This is a genomic window from Ectopseudomonas chengduensis (genome assembly GCF_900102635.1).
Lineage (GTDB): Bacteria > Pseudomonadota > Gammaproteobacteria > Pseudomonadales > Pseudomonadaceae > Aquipseudomonas > Aquipseudomonas chengduensis.
This window is the reverse complement of the sequence record NZ_FMZQ01000001.1, coordinates 571,224-593,045: the sequence shown is the minus strand read 5'-3', so window position 1 is coordinate 593,045 and position 21,822 is coordinate 571,224. Positions and strand designations below refer to the sequence as shown.

General features: G+C 63.7%; 21 protein-coding genes and 1 other RNA gene. 11 read left to right on the top strand and 11 right to left on the bottom strand.

Translation table 11 applies throughout. The features are described 5' to 3' along the window. Positions 1-93 precede the first annotated feature (93 nt). The 4 genes from BLS08_RS02750 to BLS08_RS02735 all read right to left on the bottom strand — a co-directional run bounded on the left by BLS08_RS02750 (position 94) and on the right by BLS08_RS02735 (position 4,487). Positions 94-1,311, bottom strand: coding sequence for a 2-octaprenyl-3-methyl-6-methoxy-1,4-benzoquinol hydroxylase (locus tag BLS08_RS02750; protein ID WP_017678359.1), 1,218 nt, complete (start codon positions 1,309-1,311; stop codon positions 94-96). 78 nt (positions 1,312-1,389) lie between these two features. Beyond that, positions 1,390-2,574, bottom strand: a complete 1,185-nt coding sequence (gene ubiH / locus BLS08_RS02745) for a 2-octaprenyl-6-methoxyphenyl hydroxylase (protein WP_017678358.1) — start codon at positions 2,572-2,574, stop codon at positions 1,390-1,392. 4 nt (positions 2,575-2,578) lie between these two features. Beyond that, positions 2,579-3,913: a Xaa-Pro aminopeptidase gene (gene pepP / locus BLS08_RS02740; protein ID WP_017678357.1), complete on the bottom strand. Its 1,335-nt coding sequence runs from the start codon at positions 3,911-3,913 to the stop codon at positions 2,579-2,581. Between the two features lie 19 nt (positions 3,914-3,932). Then, a complete protein-coding gene (locus tag BLS08_RS02735) occupies positions 3,933-4,487 on the bottom strand; it encodes a YecA/YgfB family protein (protein ID WP_017678356.1) in 555 nt (184 codons plus the stop codon). A 192-nt stretch (positions 4,488-4,679) separates the two neighbouring features. Here BLS08_RS02735 and BLS08_RS02730 point away from each other — a divergent pair, with 192 nt between their 5' ends. The 4 genes from BLS08_RS02730 (at position 4,680) to BLS08_RS02715 (ending at position 6,089) form a co-directional block, all read left to right on the top strand. Continuing rightward, positions 4,680-4,889 (top strand): TIGR02449 family protein, encoded by a 210-nt coding sequence (locus BLS08_RS02730; protein ID WP_003458652.1) that lies wholly within the window; start codon positions 4,680-4,682, stop codon positions 4,887-4,889. Beyond that, positions 4,886-5,191 (top strand): cell division protein ZapA, encoded by a 306-nt coding sequence (locus BLS08_RS02725; RefSeq protein ID WP_017678355.1) that lies wholly within the window; start codon positions 4,886-4,888, stop codon positions 5,189-5,191. The genes BLS08_RS02730 and BLS08_RS02725 overlap by 4 nt, the downstream gene beginning before the upstream one ends. Positions 5,192-5,258: 67 nt before the next feature. Beyond that, positions 5,259-5,437, top strand: a non-coding RNA gene (gene ssrS / locus BLS08_RS02720) — 6S RNA. 55 nt (positions 5,438-5,492) lie between these two features. Continuing rightward, positions 5,493-6,089, top strand: coding sequence for a 5-formyltetrahydrofolate cyclo-ligase (locus BLS08_RS02715; protein WP_017678354.1), 597 nt, complete (start codon positions 5,493-5,495; stop codon positions 6,087-6,089). 54 nt (positions 6,090-6,143) lie between these two features. Here BLS08_RS02715 and BLS08_RS26680 read toward each other — a convergent pair whose 3' ends face one another. Beyond that, entirely contained in the window at positions 6,144-6,275 is a 132-nt protein-coding gene (locus BLS08_RS26680) for a hypothetical protein (RefSeq protein ID WP_003458646.1), read from the bottom strand. 194 nt (positions 6,276-6,469) lie between these two features. Here BLS08_RS26680 and BLS08_RS02710 point away from each other — a divergent pair, with 194 nt between their 5' ends. The 5 genes from BLS08_RS02710 to BLS08_RS02690 are packed head-to-tail and all read left to right on the top strand — an operon-like array spanning position 6,470 to position 13,787. After that, positions 6,470-6,919, top strand: a complete 450-nt coding sequence (locus tag BLS08_RS02710) for an EVE domain-containing protein (protein ID WP_003458645.1) — start codon at positions 6,470-6,472, stop codon at positions 6,917-6,919. Positions 6,920-6,968: 49 nt separating this feature from the next. After that, positions 6,969-8,825 carry a sensor domain-containing diguanylate cyclase gene (locus tag BLS08_RS02705; RefSeq protein WP_017678353.1) on the top strand — a complete coding sequence of 619 codons (1,857 nt, stop codon included), beginning with the start codon at positions 6,969-6,971 and terminating at the stop codon, positions 8,823-8,825. Between the two features lie 44 nt (positions 8,826-8,869). Further along, positions 8,870-9,961, top strand: coding sequence for an HlyD family secretion protein (locus tag BLS08_RS02700; RefSeq protein ID WP_017678352.1), 1,092 nt, complete (start codon positions 8,870-8,872; stop codon positions 9,959-9,961). Next, positions 9,958-12,663, top strand: a complete 2,706-nt coding sequence (gene rbbA / locus BLS08_RS02695; RefSeq protein WP_055984530.1) for a ribosome-associated ATPase/putative transporter RbbA — start codon at positions 9,958-9,960, stop codon at positions 12,661-12,663. Before BLS08_RS02700 ends, rbbA begins: the two co-directional genes overlap by 4 nt. After that, on the top strand, positions 12,663-13,787 hold the full coding sequence (locus BLS08_RS02690) for an ABC transporter permease (RefSeq protein ID WP_017678350.1): 1,125 nt from the start codon (positions 12,663-12,665) through the stop codon (positions 13,785-13,787). Before rbbA ends, BLS08_RS02690 begins: the two co-directional genes overlap by 1 nt. A 56-nt stretch (positions 13,788-13,843) precedes the next feature. On the opposite strand, the gene BLS08_RS02685 is transcribed toward BLS08_RS02690, so the two are convergent. Beyond that, entirely contained in the window at positions 13,844-14,248 is a 405-nt protein-coding gene (locus tag BLS08_RS02685; protein ID WP_017678349.1) for a flagellar basal body-associated FliL family protein, read from the bottom strand. A gap of 155 nt (positions 14,249-14,403) precedes the next feature. Between BLS08_RS02685 and BLS08_RS02680 the strand changes: the two genes are divergently transcribed. Continuing rightward, the gene (locus tag BLS08_RS02680) at positions 14,404-15,384 is read left to right on the top strand and encodes an NADPH:quinone oxidoreductase family protein (RefSeq protein ID WP_017678348.1); all 981 of its coding nucleotides are present in this window, start codon (positions 14,404-14,406) and stop codon (positions 15,382-15,384) included. A 71-nt stretch (positions 15,385-15,455) separates the two neighbouring features. Here the strand turns inward: BLS08_RS02680 and BLS08_RS02675 are convergent, their stop codons facing one another. The 5 genes from BLS08_RS02675 to BLS08_RS02655 all read right to left on the bottom strand — a co-directional run bounded on the left by BLS08_RS02675 (position 15,456) and on the right by BLS08_RS02655 (position 20,741). Further along, positions 15,456-16,424: a CDP-6-deoxy-delta-3,4-glucoseen reductase gene (locus BLS08_RS02675; protein WP_017678347.1), complete on the bottom strand. Its 969-nt coding sequence runs from the start codon at positions 16,422-16,424 to the stop codon at positions 15,456-15,458. Continuing rightward, positions 16,424-17,890, bottom strand: coding sequence for a 4-hydroxy-3-polyprenylbenzoate decarboxylase (gene ubiD, locus BLS08_RS02670; RefSeq protein WP_090335977.1), 1,467 nt, complete (start codon positions 17,888-17,890; stop codon positions 16,424-16,426). The genes BLS08_RS02675 and ubiD overlap by 1 nt, the downstream gene beginning before the upstream one ends. Before the next feature lie 131 nt (positions 17,891-18,021). Next, on the bottom strand, positions 18,022-19,281 hold the full coding sequence (rho, locus tag BLS08_RS02665) for a transcription termination factor Rho (RefSeq protein WP_090335975.1): 1,260 nt from the start codon (positions 19,279-19,281) through the stop codon (positions 18,022-18,024). A gap of 319 nt (positions 19,282-19,600) precedes the next feature. Next, a complete protein-coding gene (trxA, locus tag BLS08_RS02660) occupies positions 19,601-19,927 on the bottom strand; it encodes a thioredoxin TrxA (protein WP_003458627.1) in 327 nt (108 codons plus the stop codon). A 109-nt stretch (positions 19,928-20,036) separates the two neighbouring features. Beyond that, a complete protein-coding gene (locus tag BLS08_RS02655; RefSeq protein ID WP_090335974.1) occupies positions 20,037-20,741 on the bottom strand; it encodes a FadR/GntR family transcriptional regulator in 705 nt (234 codons plus the stop codon). Between the two features lie 283 nt (positions 20,742-21,024). Here BLS08_RS02655 and BLS08_RS02650 point away from each other — a divergent pair, with 283 nt between their 5' ends. Next, the gene (locus BLS08_RS02650; RefSeq protein ID WP_090335972.1) at positions 21,025-21,810 is read left to right on the top strand and encodes a transporter substrate-binding domain-containing protein; all 786 of its coding nucleotides are present in this window, start codon (positions 21,025-21,027) and stop codon (positions 21,808-21,810) included. Positions 21,811-21,822: the final 12 nt, after the last annotated feature.

Sequence of the window (21,822 nt, the reverse complement as noted above, 5' to 3'; positions counted from 1 at the left end):
GTGAGCAAAGTGGCTGAATAGTAGTGAATGTTATTTGCCTTCTCAACGTAAACAGCGAGACGACACGCAGCAGTTATTACAAGTTGCGTCAGCTCAGGCTCGCGCCAGTTCCGGCAGGTCGCCGGCCAGCCCAAGCGCCTGACGCACGAACAGCGCCTTGGCCTCGGCCTGGCCGTCGACCAGGTCGAGACCGACGTTGCGCAGCAGGCGCAGCGGCAACGGGTCGGCCTGGAACAAGCGCTGAAAACCTTCCATCGCCGCCATCATCGCCAGGTTGTGCGGCATGCGCCGACGCTCGAAACGGCTCAGCACGCGCTCATCGCTGAGGTGCTCACCGCGTTCAGCGGCATGCAGCAGCACCTCGGCCAGCACGGCGGCATCGAGGAAACCCAGGTTGACGCCCTGCCCCGCCAGCGGATGGATGGTGTGCGCAGCATCGCCAATCAGCGCCAGCCCAGGCTCGACATAACGCTTGGCATGACGCTGGCGCAGCGGGATACACAGACGACGGTCGGCGTGCAGCACCATGCCCAGGCGCGATTCGAAAGCCTTGCCCAGTTCGACGCAGAAAGCCTCGTCGTCCAACGCCATCAAGCGCTCGGCTTCGACCGGCACAGTCGACCAGACGATCGAGCACCAATGCTCGCCGGCAGGCCCTGCCAGCGGCAGGAAGGCCAGTGGACCATCGTCGGTGAAGCGTTGCCAGGCAGTGGCCTGGTGCGGTCGCTCGCAACGCACGCTGGTGACGATGGCATGGTGCAGATAATCCCATTCGCGCGTGGCACAGCCGGCCAGGCGACGCACCGCGGAGTTGGCGCCGTCGGCCGCGACCAGCAGCGGTGCGCGCAGTTGGCGACCATCGGTAAGCGTCAGCAGCCAGTCATCGCCGGAGCGGCGCAGCTGCTCCAGGCGCGCGCCAGGCAACAGACCGATCTGGCTGTCGTGCAGCCTTTCGAGCAGGGCATCCTGCACCACACGATTCTCGACGATATGGCCAAGCGTCTCGGCATGCACGCTGGCCGCAGCGAAGTGGATGCTGCCGGTGCCAGAGCCATCCCAGACGCGCATCTCGCCGTAGGGGCTGGCACGCCGAGTGGCGATGCCCTGCCAGGCGCCCAGGCGTTCGAGAATGCGTTGGCTGGCCATCGACAGCGCGCTGACACGCGGCTCGAACGGCGCCCGGGCATCGAACGGCGCCACGCTCAGCGGGCTGCCGTCGACAATCAGGATATCCAGACCGCAGTGCTCCAACGCCAAGGCCAGGGTACTGCCAACCATACCGGCGCCGACGATGATCAGATCCGCTCGCATATCACTCCTTAAACCCCAGGTTGCGCTGTGCGCATCATGACTCCCTATAGGTGCGCACAGCGCACTCTGCGGAGCTGATCATAGATTGCGGGTTCCCATGCCCATGGCCTGACGGGCGAACCAGCGTTTGGCCGGCGGCAGCAGGTCGAGGCCGAGCAAACCCAGGTTGCGCCCGGCAGTCAGCAGCGGCTGCGCGTTGCTGAACAGGCGCGTCACCTGGTCGGAGAAGCCGACGGTCATTTGCTGATCGAGCTGTTGCCTTTGTTGGTAACGCTGCAGGGTGGCGAAATCGCCCAGTGTTGCCTCGCTATCGATAAGCACCTCGGCCAGCGCCAGAGTATCGCGCAGCGACAGGTTGTAGCCCTGGCCGGCGATGGGGTGCAGGCTGTGCGCGGCGTTGCCCAGCACCACCAGATGCGGACGCACCTGCTCCTGCGCCTCGACCAGGCTCAGCGGATAGAGATGCCGCGCACCCACCTGGCGCAAGGCGCCCAGGCGATAACCGAAGGCCTGCTGCAACTCGCTGAGAAAACTGGCCTCACTGGCGCGCAACAGACGTTCGGCGTCAGCCGCGGCGCGCGTCCAGACCAGTGCGCAGCGGTTATCGCTCAAGGGCAGCAGCGCCATCGGGCCGTCATCGGTGAAGCGCTCGAAGGCCTGCCCGCGGTGCGCCTCCAGCGGGCTGACGTTGGCAATCAGCGCACTCTGCCCATAAGGCTTGCTGCTGACGCCGATACCAAGCTGCTCACGCAGGCCGGAACGCCCACCATCAGCGAGAATCGCCAGGTCGCAGTCGAGGCAGGTTTCGTCGTTCAGGGTCAGGCGATAGCCGTCGTCGAGACGCTGCATGCCGACCACTTCGGCCGGGCAACGCCACTCGATCACATCCGCATCCAGCGCCTGCCACAGACAATGGCCGAGCCAGGCGTTCTCAGCTACGTAACCGAGCGCCGGTACGCCTTCCTCGATGGCCTGCAGGCGCGTGGCGCCGAAGCGGCCGCGGTCGGAAACATGAATCTGCTGAATCGGCTCGGCCCGCTGGGCAATGCTCTGCCACAGGCCCAGGCGCTCGTAGATCAACCGGCTGCCATAGGAGAGCGCGGTAGAGCGCGCGTCATAGCTGGGCTGGTATTCGCTGCCCGGGGCGAAGGGTTCGATCAGGGCGATGCGCCAACCACGCTGACGCGCCGTGTCCTGCAGGGCCAGTGCCAGGCTGGCACCCACCAGGCCGCCGCCGATAATGGCCAACTGTACGCGTGACATGGGCTCAGGCCGCCTCGGTGCGCGCGGCCGCCATCAATGCCTCGATCTCGGCAACGGTCTTGGGCACACCGTTGGTGAGAATCTCGCAGCCCGTCTTGGTCACCACCACGTCGTCCTCGATGCGCACGCCGATGCCGCGCCATTTCTTGGCGACCTTGTCGTTGTCAGGGGCGATATAGATGCCTGGCTCGACGGTCATCGCCATGCCGACCTCCAGCACGCGCCACTGCCCGCCGACCTTGTAGTCGCCGACGTCATGCACATCCATGCCCAGCCAGTGGCCGGCGCGATGCATATAGAAAGGCTTGTAGGCTTCGCTGGCGATCAGCTCGTCAACATCACCCTCGAGCAAGCCCAGCTCCACCAGGCCGGCAGTGATCACCCGCACGGTGGCCTCATGGGCCTCGTTCCAGTGCCGGCCTGGAGCAATGAACTTGAATGCCTCCTCGTTGGCCTTGAGCACCAGCTCGTAGATGGCCTTCTGCTCGGGCGAGAACTTACCGCTGACCGGGAAGGTGCGGGTGATGTCGCTGGCGTAGCAGTCGATCTCGCAGCCGGCGTCGATCAGCACCAGATCGCCGTCCTTGAGCGCCGCGTCATTCTCGCGGTAGTGCAGGATGCAGGCATTGCGGCCGGCGGCGACGATGCTGCCATAGGCCGGCATCTTCGCCCCACCCTTGCGGAATTCGTAGTCCAGTTCGGCTTCCAGGTGATATTCGAACAGGCCGGCGCGACTCGCCTGCATGGCACGGATATGAGCGCGCGCACTGATCTCGGCAGCCTCCTTCATCACCTTCACTTCGGCGGCCGATTTGTACAGGCGCATGTCGTGCAGCAGGTGGTTGAGGGCGACGAATTCGTTTGGCGGCATGGCGCCCTGGCGCGCCTTGGCGCGGATGTGGTTGACCCACTCCATCAGCCGATGATCGAACTCCTGATTGCTGCCGATGGCGTAATAGACACGTTCGCGGCCTTCGATCAGCCCCGGCAGGATGTCGTCGATATCGCCAATGGGGAAAGCATCGTCGGCGCCAAACTGGCTGATCGCACCGTCCTGGCCGGCACGCAGGCCATCCCACAACTCGCGCTCGGGATCACGCTCGCGACAGAACAGCACATATTCACCGTGCTCGCGCCCAGGGATCAGCGCCATCACCGCTTCCGGCTCGGGAAAACCGGTGAGGTACTGGAAATCGCTGTCCTGACGGTAGACATGCTCGACGTCACGGTTGCGGATATACACCGGCGCCGCCGGCAGAATGGCGATGCTGTTGGGTTCCATCTGCGCCATCAGCGCCTTGCGCCGACGGGCATATTCGGACTTGGGGATGCTGATCAAGGCAGGCTCCGACGAAAAATCAGTGCAGGGAGGGTTTGGCAGCAGGCGCCGCAGGTTTGGCGCACTCGGTGAACAGCAGCAGCGGCGCGACACGCAAGTACTCCATCACCTCCATGTAGTCGCTCTCGCCATCCTCCGATTCTTCCAGTGCACTCTGCACCTGGGCGATGGCGGAGAGATCCTGCAACACTTCCATGGCCTCGGCACTCAGTGCTCCGTCGCGAGCGGTCAGGCCGAAGCCACCGAGGAAGCCCTGACACCACTGACCCAGAGCGACCGCGCGCTGCGCCAGCGGGGTTTCGTCATCCGGCAACAGCAGCACCACGGTGACGTCTTCGCTGCACAGCTCACCCTTGACCATTTCCTGCAGGCCGATCAGCGCCTGACGCACGTTGTCCTGCGGCTCGCCACCGAGCAGGTCGGCCGCGTCGAGCAGCCAGGCATCGGCGTCGAAGCCAGCGCCCGCACAGCTGCGACCAAGCAGCAGGCCGTGCAGTTCGGCAGGGGAAACGGAATGCCCGGCGCTGTTGAGCAAAGCGGCGAAGGCGGCGTAGGGAGAGCTTGGAATCGACATAGATAGCTAGGCGCCAGGCGGCGCAATCTCTAGAATGGAGGCCTCGTATCCTAGCACCGGCAGACGCGCCAAGACCATCCGAGGCCGCCGGAGTGATGCCGTCATCTGCATCACACCACTGCTATCCGTGGTTTGACCCGTAGCCGGGACAGGCCTATATAGTCCAGCCATTCCCTCCCATAGCGAGAGCCCATGGAAGACGCCGATCTGCACGCATTGACCGCCAAGCTGGAACTCTTGATCCAGCGTGTCGAGCAGCTAAAGGCTCACAACCGACTCCTGCTGGCGAATGAACAGGCCTGGCGTGAGGAACGCGCCCATCTGATCGAAAAGAACGAAATGGCCCGGCACAAGGTCGAATCGATGATTTCGCGCCTTAAAGCCCTGGAGCAGGACTCATGACCCAGTCGAATACCGTGACCGTCCACATTCTGGACAAAGAATATTGCATCGCCTGCCCGCAGGACGAACGCGCCAATCTGGAAAGTGCGGCTCGCTACCTGGACGGCAAGATGCGCGAGATCCGTACCAGCGGCAAAGTGATCGGTGCCGACCGTGTCGCCGTGATGGCAGCCTTGAACATCACCCACGACCTGCTGCACAAGCAGCAGCGCCTGGATCAGGACGCCAATTCCACCCGCCAGCAGGTGCGCGATCTACTCGATCGTGTCGACCATGCACTGGCCGACGATCCGAGTTCCTGAGTACCGCCATGCCTGCCAGTTCGTCGCAGGCCGCCCCGCAGACCCTCTGTTCGGGTATACTGGGCGCAACTTCCTGGGGTGTGCGCCAGTCGGTGATGTCCCTGAGCCGATACGCACAACCACGGGGGTTGCACGTTGGGGCCGGTGTGCATGTCCGCCTGACGGAAAGCCTTAACGCCTCCTGCAACCTCCACCTTGAACTTTCGGGTTCAAGGGCTAAACCGACAGCGGCACGCCGGGAAGTCATCATTTCCAGCAGTGACCTTCAGCGCTGCTACCCGCCTCGTTCGAACCTCCTTTCATGACTACGCCCGCCACTCTCAGTCGCCCGCAACTGCGCCGCGTGCTGCGCCAGCGTCGACGTGCACTCAGCCGCAGCCAGCAACGTCTTGCCGCGCGTAACCTCTATCGTCAGTTGGCACAAAGCCCGCAGTTTCGCCGCGCCAGGCACATCGCCCTGTACCTGCCCAACGATGGCGAAATCGACCCAAGGCCTTTGCTGGCCGCCGCACACAAGCGCGGCAAACACACCTACCTGCCGGTGCTCAGCGCCTGGCCGCGCACCAAGATGGTGTTTCAGCGCGTCAGCCAGCACGAGAAACTGGCGGGCAATCGCTTCCGCATCCTCGAACCACGCACGCAGCCCAAGCGCCAACGCAAGGTCTGGGCACTGGATCTGGTGCTGCTACCGCTGGTGGGCTTCGATGATCGCGGCGGGCGCCTGGGTATGGGCGGCGGCTTCTACGACCGCAGCCTGGCTTATCTGCGCATGCGCAAAAATTGGCACATGCCGACACTACTGGGCCTGGCGCATGAATGTCAGCGCGTGGAAGAACTGGCGATGGCCAGCTGGGACGTGCCCTTGCAGGCAACGGTGACGGACAAGGCGTGGTATTGAATCGAAAGATGCGGCACCGCGTTCCCTGCGGCGCTTACGCTGGCAGTCCGCGAATCAGGGCTGCTGCGTTACATTGATCGGAGCTTCGCTCTGGCGCTCCCAAAGGCTCTGGGTGTAACCCGTGGTAACCACGCCCAGACTGAACAGTACGACGAGAACCCACAAAAGATCTGGCTTGCGTTTCATCTATTGCCTCCCCCTTCAAGGCAATGCGCGCGTTGGTCGCGCGTTATTGTTGTGTGCAATACGACGGCGCCAAGCGTTAAGCCGGGCATTTTCCGTCAGCGCCAAGCACTGTGCAATTTCCGGCGCCAACCGGCCGTCGGAGATATCCCTCAAACGAGCGTCCGCTTACGGACAGACCTGCAGGAGCAAAGTTCATGCCTTATTGGCTGATGAAGTCCGAACCCGATGAATTGTCCATCCACGACCTGCAACGACTGGGCAAAACGCGCTGGGATGGCGTACGCAATTACCAGGCGCGCAACTTCATGCGCGCAATGAAACCGGGCGATCTGTTCTTCTTCTATCACTCCAGCTGCCCGCAACCCGGCATCGCCGGCATTGCACGTATTGCCGGCGAGATCTACCCGGACCCCACCGCGCTCGATCCGCAAAGCCATTATCACGACCCCAAGGCCAGTACCGAGAAGAACCCCTGGAGCGCTCTGGACGTCGAGTTCGTCGAAGCCTTCGACGAGGTGCTGGCGCTGCAGCACCTGAAGAACAATCCGCTACTGGCCGAACTGGCGTTGGTACAACGTGGCAGTCGCCTGTCGGTGATGCCGGTGAGCGATGCCGAATGGACAGCAATTCTCGCCATGCGTTGAGTCGCATGCGGCACTGTGCTATCACCACACAGAGCTTAGGAGTTTTTCCATGCCGGCATCCTCCCCCTGGCCGGCGCGACTTGCGCTGGCATTCCTGTTACTGGTGCTGAGCGGCGCCAGCGTTCTGCTTTGGCGTCAGATCGAGGCCGTACAGCAACAGCGTGTCGATGAGCGTATCGGCTACCAGGCACGCAGCCTGGCGCGTCAGCTGGAGAGCACGCTGCACCTGGAGGTGGCCAGCCTCGAACGCATCGCCCGCTTGTGGAACAGCCTGGGCCGCCTGCCGCATGCCAGTTGGGGGGAGGAGGTGGAGCGCGTACTGCAAGGCTTTCCCGCCTATCAATCCATCCAGTGGGTCGGCGACGATCTACGCATGCGCTGGCTGCTACCGGTGGCCGGCAACGAAGCGGCGCTGAATTTTCGCCTGTACCCGGAGCACCCCAATTACCCACTGGCGATGGAGGCTCGCGAGAGCGGCGAACAACGTTTCTCCAACAGCTTCGATCTGGTCCAGGGCGGACGCGGCTTCGTCCTCTACACACCGCTGTACCGCGAACATGACGGCACCAAGGTGTTCGACGGTTTCCTCCAGGGCGTATTTCGCGTCGAACCGCTGATGCTGCAGTTGCTCACCCAGATCGATCGCGAAGCCTTTAACCTCGAACTGCTGGAGAACAGCCACAGCCTGTTCCGTCATGGCGCAGCGGACACCGATATGCGACACAGCCTGCAACTGGGCCTGAGTCTGCTCAACAACCAGGACTTCAGTCTGCGCCTGAGCCCCACCGAGCAACTGCTCGACCAGCTCGAGTCGCCCTTGCCCGGCGTGGTGCTCGGCGCCAGCCTGGCGATCAGCCTGCTACTGGTCGCCGCCCTGGCCCTGGCCCTGGAGAACAGCCGTCGTGCCCATGCCCTGCAACTGGCCAACCGCCGCTTCAAGCTGGAGGCCGAACGCCGCGAAGAGACCGAGCAGCGCCTGCGCGAGAACCGCGAGCGCCTACAACTGGTGCTGGACCTGACCGACTCCAGCCATGACGGGCTGTTCATCTTCGACAGCGGCACCCGCGAGCTGCTGCACATGAATCAGGCCACCTACGCCACGCTCGGCTATCGCCCTGAACAGTTCGCCGAGCTGCTGCGCGATGATCCGGAGAAACTCCTGCCAGGCTTCCACCGCTGGCTGGAGCAGGCGCGCCAGGCGCAGCGCGACAACCTCTCGCGGATATTCCAGCGCGAGCTGATCCGCCGCGATGGCAGTCGCCAACCTGCCGAAATCAACACCCAACTGGTGCAGTTGCATGACCGCGAATACCTGATCGCCGTTTCCCGCGACAACAGCGAGCGCCTGCAACTGGAAGCGCAACTGCAGCGCCTGTCACAGCTCGACGGCCTGACCGGGCTGTACAACCGCCGTTACTTCGATCAGCAACTGCTCGCCGAATGGCGCCGCCTGCGCCGCCTCGACGCGCCCCTGGCGCTGCTGATGCTGGATATAGACCACTTCAAGGCCTACAACGATGCACTCGGCCACCTCGCCGGTGACGATGCCCTGCGCAGAGTCAGTGCAGCCCTGCGCGACAGCCTGCAACGCGAAGGCGATACGGCCTGCCGCTACGGTGGCGAGGAGTTCGCGATCATTCTCGCCAACACCAATCAGGAGGGTGCCGAGCAGGTCGCCGCGCGCGTCCATGCAGCCATCGCCAGCCTGGATATCCATCACCCGGCCAGCCCGTTCGGCCAACTGACCCTGAGCATCGGTATCACGGTGGTCGACCCAGTGAGCGACGAACAGCCAGGCGAACTGCTCGCCCAGGGTGATCAGGCGCTGTATCGTGCCAAGCATGAGGGTCGCAACCGAACCTGCCTGTGGCAGCCCCCCGCGCTTGACCTGCATCAAGGCCCCTGAGGCGCATCAGGCAGACAATGGAAATGTCGTGAAAGCCTCCAGCCATGGGGCGCTACAGGGAAGCCGAGATGACCAACGCAAAACGCCGCCTGCCCTATCTGTTCGCCGCCAGCCTGGCCTTGCTGGCGGCCGCAGCCTGGTGGCAACTGCGCCCGGCGGGGCTGGGCGAGGGTTTCGCCAGCGGTAACGGGCGCATCGAAGCCACCGAAGTGGATGTGGCGACCAAACTCGCCGGGCGCGTCGCCAGCATCGAGGTCGACGAAGGTGACTTCGTCGAGCCCGGCCAGATTCTCGCGCGCATGGACACCCAGGTGCTCGAAGCCCAGCTGGCCCAGGCCCGTGCCCAGTTGCGCCAGGCAGAGAATGGCCAGATCACCGCCGCCAGCCAGATCAGCCTGCGTCAAAGCGAAAAACTTGCCGCCGAGGCCGTGGTGCACCAACGCCAGGCTGAGCTGGATGCCGCGCGCAAACGTCACGCGCGCAGCGCCACGCTGGTCAAGCGCAACGCCCTGCCTCAGCAGACTCTGGATGACGATCTGGCCCGCCTGCAGAGTGCCGAGGCCGCGCTGGCCGCCGCCCGCGCTCAGGTCAGCTCGGCCGAGGCCGGCATAGCTGCAGCCCAGTCGCAGGCCATCGAAGCGCAATCGGCGACCGAAGCGGCCCGCGCCAGCGTCGAGAGGCTGCAGGTGGACATCGACGACAGCCAGCTCAAGGCTCCACGCGCCGGCCGCGTGCAATACCGCGTCACTCAACCCGGCGAAGTGCTCGGTGCCGGCGGCAAGCTGCTCAACCTGGTGGATCTGACCGACGTCTACATGACCTTCTTCCTGCCCGAGCGCCAGGCTGGCCGCGTCGCGTTGGGCAGCGAGGTGCGCCTGGTGATCGACGCCGCGCCGCAATACGTGATCCCGGCCAAGGTCAGTTATGTCGCCAGCGTCGCCCAGTTCACGCCGAAAACCGTGGAAACCGCCAGCGAGCGCGAGAAACTGATGTTCCGGGTCAAGGCGCGCATCGACCCCGAGCTGCTGAGCAAGCACCTGCAGCAGGTGAAGACCGGTGTGCCCGGCATGGCCTACCTGCGCCTCGACCCTGAGGCTGAATGGCCTGCACATCTGGCGATCAAGGTTCCGCAATGAACGCGCCGGTCGCACGCCTGGCTGGCGTCGGCCTGCGCTATGGCCAGACCCACGCCCTGCAACAGGTCGACCTGGCCCTGCCAGCCCGCTGCATGGTCGGCCTGATCGGCCCGGACGGCGTCGGCAAGTCCAGCCTGCTGGCGCTGATCGCCGGGGCGCGCAAGCTTCAGGAAGGCAACATCGAAGTGCTTGGCGGCGATATGGCCGATGCCCGCCATCGTCGCCGCGTCTGCCCGCATATCGCCTATATGCCGCAGGGCCTGGGCAAGAACCTGTATCCGACGTTGTCGGTGTTCGAGAACCTGGATTTCTTCGGTCGCCTGTTCGGCCAGGACGCCGCCGAACGCGAACGGCGCATCGACGACCTGCTGCGCAGCACCGGCATGGCGGCCTTCCGCGAGCGCCCAGCGGGCAAGTTGTCCGGCGGCATGAAGCAGAAGCTCGGGCTGTGCTGCGCGCTGATTCATGACCCGGATCTACTGATCCTCGACGAGCCGACCACTGGCGTCGACCCGCTGTCGCGCAACCAGTTCTGGGAGCTGATCGCGCGCATCCGCACGCAGCGCCCGCAGATGAGCGTGCTGGTGGCCACCGCCTACATGGAGGAGGCCGAGCGCTTCGACCATCTGGTGGCGATGGATGCCGGCCGCGTGCTGGCCGAAGGCAGCCCGGCGGAACTGCGCGCACGCACCAACAGCGTCAGCCTGGAGCAGGCCTTTATCGCCCTGCTGCCCGAGGAACGCCGCCGCGGCCATCAGCAGGTGGTCATTCCACCCCTGCAAGACAGCAACGAGATCGCCATCGAAGCCAAGGGCCTGACCATGCGCTTCGGCGATTTCATCGCGGTGGACTCGGTATCGTTCCGCATCCGCCGTGGCGAGATCTTCGGTTTTCTCGGCTCCAACGGCTGCGGCAAGAGCACCACCATGAAGATGCTCACCGGCCTGCTACCGGCCAGCGAGGGCGAGGCGCTGCTGTTCGGCCAGGCAGTCGACCCGCGCGACATGGCCACGCGCAAGCGCGTCGGCTACATGTCCCAGGCGTTCTCCCTGTATGGCGAGCTGACGGTTCGGCAGAACCTGGTACTGCATGCCCAGCTGTTCCATGTCCCGGCCGAGGAGATCGAGCCGCGTGTGACGCAGATGGCCGCACGCTTCGACCTCGGCGAGGTCATGGACATGCTCCCCGAACGCCTGCCCCTGGGCATCCGCCAGCGCCTGTCGCTGGCCGTGGCGGTGATCCACAAGCCGGAGATCCTGATCCTCGACGAACCCACCTCGGGGGTCGACCCGGTCGCCCGTGACGGCTTCTGGCAACTGATGCTCGACCTGTCGCGCCAGGACGGCGTGACCATCTTCATCTCTACCCACTTCATGAACGAGGCGCTGCGCTGCGATCGCATCTCGCTGATGCACGCCGGCAAGGTACTCGACAGCGACACGCCGCAAGGCCTGATGGAAAAACGCGGGCTGGACAGCCTGGAAGCCACCTTCATCGCCTACCTGCAGGAGGCCGTCGGCGTGCAACCGGTCAGCGAGGTGCCGCCACTGGAACAGGCGCCACCCGCGCAGCGTCAGCGCTTCAGCCTGCGCCGCCTGCTCAGCTACGCCCGCCGCGAGGCGCTGGAGCTACGCCGCGACCCGATTCGCGGTGGCATGGCGCTGCTCGGCACGGTATTGCTGCTGTTCATCATCGGCTACGGCATCAGCCTCGATGTGGAAGACCTGACCTTCGCCGTGCTGGATCGCGACCAGACCACCACCAGCCAGGAATACCACCTGAACCTGTCCGGATCGCGCTACTTCCTGGAGAAAACGCCGCTCTCCGATTACGACGAGCTGGAACGACGCCTGCGCAACGGAGACATCAGCCTGGCGGTGGAGATTCCGCCGAACTTCGGCCGCGACCTCAAGCGCGGCGCCAGCCCGCAGATCGGCATGTGGATCGACGGCGCCATGCCGACCCGCGCAGAAACCATCAAGGGCTACGTGACCGGCCTGCACCAGCACTACCTTAGCGAGCTGGCGCGGCGTTCGCCGCAGCCGCAAGCAGCCAACGCCGCCGAGTTGGAAGTGCGCTATCGCTACAACCCGGACGTGGAGAGCCTCAAGGCCATGGTGCCGGCAGTAATTCCGCTGCTGCTGATGCTGATTCCGGCGATGCTCACGGCCCTCGGCGTGGTGCGCGAGAAGGAACTGGGCTCGATCATCAACCTCTACGTCACCCCGGTCACCCGCCTGGAATTCCTGCTCGGCAAGCAACTGCCCTACATCGCCCTGGGCCTGTTCAACTTCATCCTCCTGGCGCTGCTGGCAGTCACCGTGTTCGACGTGCCGCTCAAGGGCAACCCGCTGACCCTGCTGGCCGGCGCCCTGCTCTACCTGGCGTGCGCCACAGGCCTCGGCCTGCTGATGTCGACCTTCACCAAGAGCCAGATCGCCGCGGTCTTCGGCACCGCCATCGTCACCCTGCTGCCGGCCATCCAGTTCTCCGGACTGATCTACCCGGTCGCCTCGCTGGAAGGCGCAGGCGCGGTGATCGGCCAGCTCTACCCGACCTCGCAATTTCTGGTGATCAGCCGCGGCATCTTCTCCAAGGCACTGGAGCTGCAGGACCTGGCCGGCTACTTCGCCGCCCTGGCACTGACCATCCCGCTGCTGACGCTGCTCAGCGCCAGCCTGCTGCGCAAACAGGAGGTCTGATGGAACGCCTGGCCAATATCCTGCACCTCGGCATCAAGGAGTTGCGCAGCCTGCAGCATGACCTGGCGCTGGTACTGCTGATCCTCTGGGCCTTCAGCATGGGCGTTTACTCGGCCGCCACCAGCATGCCGGAGAGCCTGCACAACGCCGCCATCGCCGTGGTCGACGAAGACCAGTCGCAACTCTCAGAGCGCCTGATCCAGGCCTTTCAGGAGCCCTATTTCCGTACCCCGGAACGCATCGACCTGAGCGAGATGGATCGCGGCATGGATGCCGGGCGCTACACCTTTACCCTGAACATTCCGCCGAACTTTCAGCGCGACGTGCTCGCCGGTCGCAGCCCGGCAATCCAGCTCAATGTCGATGCGACGCAGGTAAGCATGGCCTTCACCGGTGCCGGCTACATCCAGAACATCGGCGCCAGCGAAGTGGCCGAGTTCGTCCGCCGCTACCGTGGCGAGCTGCAGCAGCCGGCCGAACTGGCGCTGCGCATACAGTTCAACCCCAACCTGACGCGCGCCTGGTTCGGCTCGGTGATGGAGGTGATCAACCAGATCACCATGCTGTCGATCATCCTCACTGGTGCGGCGCTGATCCGCGAACGCGAGCATGGCACCGTGGAACACCTGCTGGTGATGCCGGTGACGCCACTGGAAATCATGCTGGCCAAGGTCTGGTCGATGGGGTTGGTGGTGCTGGCGGCTGCAGCCCTGTCACTGCTGCTGGTGGTGCAGGGATGGCTGCAGGTGCCGATCGAAGGCTCCATTGCTCTGTTCCTGGCCGGGGCGGCGCTGCACCTTTTCGCCACCACCTCGATGGGCATCTTCTTCGGCACGCTAGCGCGCTCGATGCCGCAACTGGGCCTGCTGATCATCCTGGTGCTGCTGCCGCTGCAGATCCTCTCCGGCGGCACCACGCCACGCGAGAGCATGCCCGAGCTGGTGCAGCAGATCATGCTGGCGGCGCCGACCACTCACTTCGTCGCGCTAGCCCAGGCCATTCTCTATCGCGGTGCGGGGCTGCCCATCGTCTGGCCCTATATGCTGGCCATCGCCGGCATCGGCGCTCTGTTCTTCGTCGCGGCGCTGAGCCGCTTTCGCAAGACCCTGGCGCAGATGGCCTGAACAACATGTAGGAGCGGCTTCAGCCGCGAAAATCACGCTGCTGAAGCCGCACCCTTTCACTGAATAATCAGATTGTTGAACAGCAGGTCTTCGACGATGGGCTTGCCCTCTTCGCCATTGATCGCGTCCTGCACCTGCTTCAAGGCCTCCAGGCGCAGGTTCTCACGGCCATCGGGCGCGTTGATGATCTCGCTGGTCTGCGCCGAGAACAGCATCACCATCTGATGGCGGATCAGCGGTTCATGCTGCTTGAGCTTCTCCTCGGCCTCGGTGCCGGTCACCCGCAGGGACACATCGGCCTTGAAGAACTTCAGACGATTGCCTTGATCCGCCAGGTTGCCGATCAAGGCTGGCGTCAGGTTGTGATAAATCGTCGCAGGAGCCTCCTCCTTCTTTTCCGAAGAGGCCAGGGCAGGCAGGCAGATCGACAGGCTCAGTAGCAGGGCGGTCAACAGTTTCACGTTCGGCACTCCATCGGGGATGTGCCTAGCATAGCCATCCACAGGCCTGCACCCAAGTCCGGCGCTTATGCCGACCTATCAGGCATCGGCATGCTCGTTGACCCCCGGCGGGCGCTTTCTACACTGCATGGCACCCTGCAAGAGGAATGACCTTGATGAAAGCCCTGCTGTGCAAAGCCTTCGGCCCCGCCGACACCCTGGTACTGGAAGACCTGCCAAGCCCCGAACCGAAAAAAAACGAGGTGCTGATCGAGGTGCAGGCCGCCGGGGTCAACTTCCCCGACACGCTGATCATCGAAGGCAAATACCAGTTCAAGCCGCCCTTCCCCTTCGCCCCGGGTGGCGAGGTAGCCGGTGTGGTCAAGGCCGTCGGCGAGAAAGTCAGCCATCTGCGCGCGGGTGATCGGGTCATGGCGTTGACCGGTTGGGGAGGCTTCGCCGAAGAGGTCGCCGTGCCGGCCTACAACGTGCTACCGGTGCCAAAGAGCATGGACCTGACCACCGCGGCGGCCTTCGGCATGACCTACGGCACCTCGATGCACGCCCTCAAGCAGCGCGCCAACCTGCAACCGGGTGAAACCCTGCTGGTCCTCGGCGCCTCCGGCGGCGTCGGCCTGGCGGCGGTGGAAATCGGCAAGGCCATGGGCGCCAAGGTCATCGCCGCGGCGAGCAGCGCCGAGAAACTGGAAGTGGCGCGCAAAGCCGGCGCCGATGAGCTGATCAACTACAGCGAGCAGAGCCTGAAGGACGAGGTGAAGAAGCTCACCGGCGGCCAGGGCGTGGACGTGATATACGACCCGGTGGGCGGCACGCTGTTCGAAGAAGCCTTCCGCAGCATCGGCTGGAACGGCCGCTTCCTGGTGGTGGGCTTCGCCGCCGGCGGTGGCATCCCGGCACTGCCGGCCAACCTGCCGCTGCTCAAGGGCGCATCCCTGGTCGGCGTATTCTGGGGCTCATTCGCCCAGCGCCAGCCGCAGGACAACGCCGCGAATTTCCAGCAACTGTTCGCCTGGCATGCCGAAGGCAAGCTCAAGCCGCTGGTGTCGCAAACCTTCCCGCTGGAGCGTGGTGGCGAGGCCATCGATGCCCTCGGCCAGCGCAAGGCGGTGGGCAAGGTGGTGGTGACTGTGCGTTAGCAGTGCGTAGGGCGGGTGCAACCCGCCGAATCAATCAGTGGCGGGTCGCACCCGCCCTACCACTTTTTCGTTCAACCTCGCGGCGCGTAGGCGAACACGTCGGCGCGCATCTGGTGCGCGTCCATCCCCGCTTCGACCAGTGCATCGAGCGTGGCGTAGACCATCGCTGGCGAGCCGCTGGCATAGACGTGCAATGCCTTGAGATCCGGGAAATCCTCGCGCACTGCTTCGTGCAACAGGCCGCAACGACCCTGCCAGCCACACTGGTCGCTGACTACCTGATGCAGGTGCAGATTATCCAGCTGTTGCCACTCGGCCCAATGTGGCAGCTCGTAGAAATCCTCGGGCCGACGCGCGCCCCAGTACAGATGCACTGGGTGAGCGAAACCCGCCGCGCGGCAGTGCTCGATCAGGCTGTGCATCTGGCCCATGCCAGTGCCGGCAGCGATCAGCACCAGCGGCCCATCGGGCAGGTCGGCGAGGTGGGTGTCACCGTAGGGCATCTGCACGCGAGCCATGCCGTTGCTGCGCAGATGCTCCAGCAGGGCAATGCTGCTGTCCTCGCGGGCGAGGATGTGCAGCTCCAACTCACGCCCGGCGTGCGGCGCCGAAGCCAGGGAGAAGGCCGCCATCTCGTCATCCGGGCGCTGCAGCAGCAGGTACTGCCCGGCGTGATAGCGCGGCGCCTTGCCGGCCGGGGTGCGCAGACACACGCGGAACACATCGCCACCCACGGCCTGGCATTCGGTTACCTGGCAGTTCAGCTCGCGCACCGGCAACTCACCCGGCGCCAGCACGCCATCCCAATGCAGCACGCAGTCTTCCAGCGGCTCGGCCAGGCAGGTGAACAGCTCGCCGTGATCCAGCTCGGCGCCGTTCTGCCGCACGCGCCCTTCCACCAGCAAGGCGGCGCAGATATGGCAGTTGCCGTTGCGGCAGCTCTGCGGACAGTCGTAGCCCAGGCGCCGGGCGCCATCGAGAATGCGTTCGCCCGGATGCAGCGCGAGGGTGACGCCGGAAGGTTGCAGGGTGACGTTCATCAATCGATTCCCAGCTCGCTCCACAGCGCGTCGATACGTGCCACCACGGCTGGATCCTTCTCGATGGCGCGGCCCCATTCGCGGGTGGTCTCGCCCGGCCACTTGTGGGTGGCGTCCAGGCCCATCTTCGAACCCAGGCCGGAGATCGGCGAGGCGAAGTCGAGGTAGTCGATCGGCGTGTTGTCGATCATCACCGTGTCGCGCTTGGGGTCCATGCGCGTGGTAATCGCCCAGATCACGTCATTCCAATCCCGTGCGTTGATATCGTCGTCGGTGACGATAACGAACTTGGTGTACATGAACTGTCGCAGGAACGACCACACACCGAGCATTACGCGCTTGGCGTGGCCCGGGTACTGCTTCTTCATGGTCACCACTGCCATGCGGTAGGAACAGCCTTCCGGCGGCAGGTAGAAATCGGTGATCTCGGGGAACTGCTTCTGCAGGATCGGCACGAACACTTCGTTCAGCGCTACGCCGAGGATCGCCGGCTCATCTGGCGGCCGGCCGGTGTAGGTGCTGTGGTAGATCGGATCGCGGCGCCGGGTGATGCGCTCGACGGTGAACACCGGGAAGGTGTCGACCTCGTTGTAGTAGCCGGTGTGGTCGCCGTACGGACCTTCCGGCGCAGTCTCGCCCGGATGGATCACGCCTTCGAGCACGATCTCGGCACTGGCTGGCACCTGCAGTTCGCTGCCACGCGCCTTGATCAGCTCGGTGCGATGGCCGCGCAAGAGGCCGGCGAAAGCGTATTCGGAGAGGGTATCGGGCACTGGCGTCACGGCGCCGAGAATGGTCGCAGGATCCGCGCCCAGCGCGACGCAAACCGGGTAAGGCTTGTCCGGGTGCTTCTGGCACCACTCGCGGTAATCCAGCGCGCCGCCACGGTGGCTGAGCCAGCGCATGATCACCTTGTTGCGACCGATCACCTGCTGGCGGTAGATACCGAGGTTCTGTCGCTCCTTGTTCGGGCCCTTGGTGATGGTCAGGCCCCAGGTGATCAGCGGCGCCACGTCGCCCGGCCAGCAATGCTGGATCGGCAGTTTGCCGAGGTCGACGTCATCGCCTTCCTCGATCACTTCATGGCAAGGCGCATCCTTGACCACCTTGGGCGCCATGGAAATGACCTTCTTGAAGATCGGCAGCTTGCTCCAGGCATCCTTGAGGCCCTTGGGCGGCTCGGGCTCCTTGAGAAAGGCCAGCAGCTTGCCGATCTCGCGCAGCGAGGACACCTCTTCGGCGCCCATGCCCAGCGCCACGCGCTTGGGCGTACCGAACAGGTTGCCGAGCACTGGCACATCGAAGCCGGTGGGCTTTTCGAACAGCAGCGCCGGGCCGCCCTTGCGCAGGGTGCGGTCGCAGATTTCGGTCATTTCCAGAACGGGCGATACCGGGGTCTGGATGCGCTTGAGTTCGCCGCGCTTTTCCAGTTCACGGATGAAGTCGCGCAGGTCGCGATACTGCATGCAGGAGCCTCGTGTCGGACAGGCAAGAGTCGGCCGCAAAGTTTAGCGCCGAAGTCGGGCTTTCAGAAGGCTTGAAAGCTTCCAGATACGACAAGGCCGGGTTTCCCCGGCCTTCTGGCAAGCCACAACGCTTATTTGCGCTTCATCGACAAGAAGAACTCGTCGTTGGTTTTCGTGGCCTTGAGCTTGTCGATCAGGAACTCGATGGCGGCAATCTCGTCCATCGGGTGCAGCAGCTTGCGCAGAATCCACATGCGCGACAGCTCTTCCTCACCGGTCAGCAGCTCTTCACGACGAGTCCCCGACTTGTTGATGTTGATGGCCGGGAACACACGCTTCTCGGAAACACGGCGATCGAGGATCAGCTCCATGTTGCCGGTGCCTTTGAATTCCTCGTAGATCACTTCGTCCATCTTCGAGCCGGTTTCCACCAGCGCGGTGGCGATGATGGTTAGCGAGCCGCCTTCTTCGATGTTACGCGCAGCACCGAAGAAGCGCTTCGGCTTCTCCAGGGCGTGGGCGTCGACACCACCGGTGAGTACCTTGCCGGAGCTCGGGATCACAGTGTTGTAGGCACGCGCCAGACGGGTGATGGAGTCGAGCAGGATGACCACATCCTTCTTGTGCTCGACCAGACGCTTGGCCTTCTCGATCACCATTTCGGCGACCTGCACGTGGCGGGTCGGCGGCTCGTCGAAGGTGGAGGCGACCACTTCGCCGCGCACGGTGCGCTGCATTTCGGTCACTTCTTCCGGGCGCTCGTCGATCAGCAGAACGATCAGGTGGCACTCGGGGTTGTTGCGGGTGATGTTCGAGGCGATGTTCTGCAGCATGATGGTCTTGCCCGCTTTCGGCGGAGCGACGATCAGGCCGCGCTGGCCCTTGCCAATCGGCGCGCAGAGGTCGATCACACGGCCGGTGATATCCTCGGTGGAGCCGTTGCCGGCTTCCATGGTCAGGCGCTTGTTGGGGAACAGCGGCGTCAGGTTCTCGAACAGGATCTTGTTCTTGGCGTTTTCCGGACGGTCGAAGTTGATGCTGTCGACCTTGAGCAGAGCGAAGTAACGCTCGCCTTCCTTCGGCGGACGGATCTTGCCGACGATGGTGTCACCGGTACGCAGGTTGAAACGGCGGATCTGGCTGGGCGAGACGTAGATATCGTCAGGGCCAGCCAGATAGGAAGAGTCGGCACTGCGCAGGAAGCCGAAACCGTCCTGGAGGATCTCCAGCACGCCGTCGCCGGAAATCTCCTCGCCGCTTTTGGCATGCTTTTTCAGCAAGGCGAAGATGATGTCCTGCTTGCGCGAACGAGCCATGTTTTCCTGGCCCATTTGTTCGGCCATGTCCAGCAGTTCGGCAATCGGCTTTTGCTTGAGTTCGGTCAGATTCATAGGAATGACGTGATCATCGAGAGGAGAAGAAAGCTGTTAGCTTGAGAGGCCGCGCCGCAGAGAAGGCGACAGGATCGCGAACGAGTTCGTATAGGAGTGAATCGGCGACGGCGTGCAGAGAGCTGCATGGAGGATGCAGCGGAGTCGAATTTAACACCGTGAAAAAACAGCGTCTAGCCCCGAAAACGAAAAACCCCGCAAATTGCGGGGCCTCTTCCAGAGCGACTTGCCTCAGAGCGGTAGGGTGGGCTTCAGCCCACCAGCACGCCAACTGCAACCAGCTCGGTGGGCTAAAGCCCACCCTACTTCTTCAGCCCCCTCAGATGTTGCTGTCGAGGAAAGCAGCCAGCTGCGACTTGGACAGCGCGCCGACCTTGGTCGCTTCGACGTTGCCGTTCTTGAACAGCATCAGGGTCGGGATACCGCGCACGCCGTACTTCGGCGGGGTTTCCTGGTTCTCGTCGATGTTCAGTTTGCAGATCTTCAGCTTGCCTTGGTATTCCTTGGCGATCTCGTCGAGCACCGGTGCAATCATCTTGCACGGGCCGCACCACTCAGCCCAATAGTCGACCAGAACCGGACCTTCAGCCTGGATGACGTCCTGGTCGAAGCTGGCGTCGCTGACGTTGGTGATGAATTCGCTCATGAGGAGTCTCCGTGATTCGGAAGCAAAAAAGTGGCGCCATCATAGCCCGGCTTGAGTGACACCGAAAGGCACTGACGATTGAGCCTTTCAATAGTCGCCAATGTAGGCCTCAATCGCCCAGCGTGGTGAAGGCGATGCCGGTGCGCAGTGCGGCGGCGCGGATATGCTGCTGCATGGCCTTTTGCGCCGGGCCGGCGGCATGCCGGGCAAGGGCCTTGATGATCTTGCGGTGCTCCTGCCAGGTCTCCATCGCTCGCTCCGGGCGGATGAACGGCAGCTTCTGGCTTTCCAGAAAGATATCGGCGCTGGAGGTGACCAGGGCGAACATTGCCTGATTGCCGCTGGCTGCGAGTATGCGCTGGTGGAACTCGAAATCCAGCCGGTTGGCCTGCTCGAAATCACCGGCACGCAACTCGCGGCGCATCTGCTCGACGTTGTCCTCGAGGATATCCAGCTCCTCAGCGGTCATCACACCGGCCGCCAGGCCGCAGGCGAAGCCCTCCAGAGCGAAGCGCAACTGAAAGGTATCGGCCGCCGATATCTGTGCAGCGAAGGGCCAGGCGAAAGCGCCGGCCGCCTCGGCCTTACTCGCCTCCTGCACGAACACACCCTTGCCAGCCTGCACGCTGACCAGGCCCAACGCGCTGAGCGACGACAGCGCCTCACGCAGCGACGCACGACTGACACCAAGGCGCTCGGCCAGATCACGCTGCGACGGCAGTGCGTCGCCAGGGCGATAGCCCTCTTCCTCGATCAGGCGACGGATTGCCTGCAAGGCGTATTCGGGTACCGCGCGGGGAGCAGAAGCATTCATGACTGTTCGGGCCGGTCAGTCCAGTAAAGCCGCCTTTGTAAGGCCATAAGCATATTTCAGGCAAGCGACGCCCCCTTGTGGACCAGCTCAGCGCACGAACGCACCGAGATGGCTCAGGAATGCTTCTGACCATTCGGTCAGCTACGTCAACTGTTCAGACCAGTAAGACCTTGTTTCCACTCGTCTGAGGCGATGAAAGCCCTGATTTCATTGAACTTGGCACAGGCGATGCACTGCAGGAACCAAGCAAAACGCTTCAGTTTTCATTCACCAGGAGTTCGACATGCGCAAATTTCACCGCACCCTGCTGGGTACCCTGTTCGCCGCCCTGGCCTTCGGCGCCAGCACCGCTCACGCCGATGCACTCGAAGACATCAGCAAGGCTGGCGTACTGAAAGTCGCCGTACCGCAGGATTTTCCGCCGTTCGGCTCGGTTGGCCCGGACATGAAACCGCGCGGCCTGGATATCGATACCGCACAACTGCTGGCCGACAAGCTGGCGGTGAAGCTGGAGCTGACCCCGGTCAACAGCACCAACCGCATACCCTTCCTCACTACCGGCAAGGTCGATCTGGTGATCTCCAGCCTCGGCAAGAACCCCGAGCGTGAAGCGGTGATCGACTTCTCCGCTGCCTACGCCCCCTTCTACCTCGGCGTGTTCGGCCCGGAAGACGCCGCCATTGCCAGCCTCGATGACCTGAATGGCAAGACCATCAGCGTCACCCGTGGCTCCATCGAAGACATCGAGCTGAGCAACGTCGCTCCGAAAGGCGCCACCATCAAGCGCTTCGAGGACAACAACTCGACCATCGCCGCCTACCTCTCCGGCCAGGTCGAGCTGATCGCCAGCGGCAACGTGGTGATGGTGGCCATCTCCGAGCGCAACCCCAAGCGCGTACCCAGTATGAAGCTCAAGCTCAAGGATTCGCCGGTGTACGTCGGCGTGAACAAGAACCAGAGCGCGCTGCTGGACAAGGTCAACACCATCATCGCCGACGCCAAGGCCGACGGTAGCCTCGAGTCGCTCAGCCAGAAGTGGCTGAAGCAGCCGCTGCCGGCCGGCCTCTGAGCCGCGCGGAGA

What these genes read in the sequence shown, in the direction of transcription:
- BLS08_RS02750 (WP_017678359.1), bottom strand. Translation starts at nt 1,311, where the DNA reads ATGCGAGCGGATCTGATCATCGTCGGCGCCGGTATGGTTGGCAGTACC.
- ubiH (WP_017678358.1), bottom strand. Translation starts at nt 2,574, where the DNA reads ATGTCACGCGTACAGTTGGCCATTATCGGCGGCGGCCTGGTGGGTGCC.
- BLS08_RS02735 (WP_017678356.1), bottom strand. Translation starts at nt 4,487, where the DNA reads ATGTCGATTCCAAGCTCTCCCTACGCCGCCTTCGCCGCTTTGCTCAAC.
- BLS08_RS02730 (WP_003458652.1), top strand. Translation starts at nt 4,680, where the DNA reads ATGGAAGACGCCGATCTGCACGCATTGACCGCCAAGCTGGAACTCTTG.
- BLS08_RS02725 (WP_017678355.1), top strand. Translation starts at nt 4,886, where the DNA reads ATGACCCAGTCGAATACCGTGACCGTCCACATTCTGGACAAAGAATAT.
- BLS08_RS02715 (WP_017678354.1), top strand. Translation starts at nt 5,493, where the DNA reads ATGACTACGCCCGCCACTCTCAGTCGCCCGCAACTGCGCCGCGTGCTG.
- BLS08_RS26680 (WP_003458646.1), bottom strand. Translation starts at nt 6,275, where the DNA reads ATGAAACGCAAGCCAGATCTTTTGTGGGTTCTCGTCGTACTGTTCAGT.
- BLS08_RS02710 (WP_003458645.1), top strand. Translation starts at nt 6,470, where the DNA reads ATGCCTTATTGGCTGATGAAGTCCGAACCCGATGAATTGTCCATCCAC.
- BLS08_RS02705 (WP_017678353.1), top strand. Translation starts at nt 6,969, where the DNA reads ATGCCGGCATCCTCCCCCTGGCCGGCGCGACTTGCGCTGGCATTCCTG.
- BLS08_RS02700 (WP_017678352.1), top strand. Translation starts at nt 8,870, where the DNA reads ATGGGGCGCTACAGGGAAGCCGAGATGACCAACGCAAAACGCCGCCTG.
- rbbA (WP_055984530.1), top strand. Translation starts at nt 9,958, where the DNA reads ATGAACGCGCCGGTCGCACGCCTGGCTGGCGTCGGCCTGCGCTATGGC.
- BLS08_RS02690 (WP_017678350.1), top strand. Translation starts at nt 12,663, where the DNA reads ATGGAACGCCTGGCCAATATCCTGCACCTCGGCATCAAGGAGTTGCGC.
- BLS08_RS02680 (WP_017678348.1), top strand. Translation starts at nt 14,404, where the DNA reads ATGAAAGCCCTGCTGTGCAAAGCCTTCGGCCCCGCCGACACCCTGGTA.
- BLS08_RS02675 (WP_017678347.1), bottom strand. Translation starts at nt 16,424, where the DNA reads ATGAACGTCACCCTGCAACCTTCCGGCGTCACCCTCGCGCTGCATCCG.
- ubiD (WP_090335977.1), bottom strand. Translation starts at nt 17,890, where the DNA reads ATGCAGTATCGCGACCTGCGCGACTTCATCCGTGAACTGGAAAAGCGC.
- rho (WP_090335975.1), bottom strand. Translation starts at nt 19,281, where the DNA reads ATGAATCTGACCGAACTCAAGCAAAAGCCGATTGCCGAACTGCTGGAC.
- trxA (WP_003458627.1), bottom strand. Translation starts at nt 19,927, where the DNA reads ATGAGCGAATTCATCACCAACGTCAGCGACGCCAGCTTCGACCAGGAC.
- BLS08_RS02655 (WP_090335974.1), bottom strand. Translation starts at nt 20,741, where the DNA reads ATGAATGCTTCTGCTCCCCGCGCGGTACCCGAATACGCCTTGCAGGCA.
- BLS08_RS02650 (WP_090335972.1), top strand. Translation starts at nt 21,025, where the DNA reads ATGCGCAAATTTCACCGCACCCTGCTGGGTACCCTGTTCGCCGCCCTG.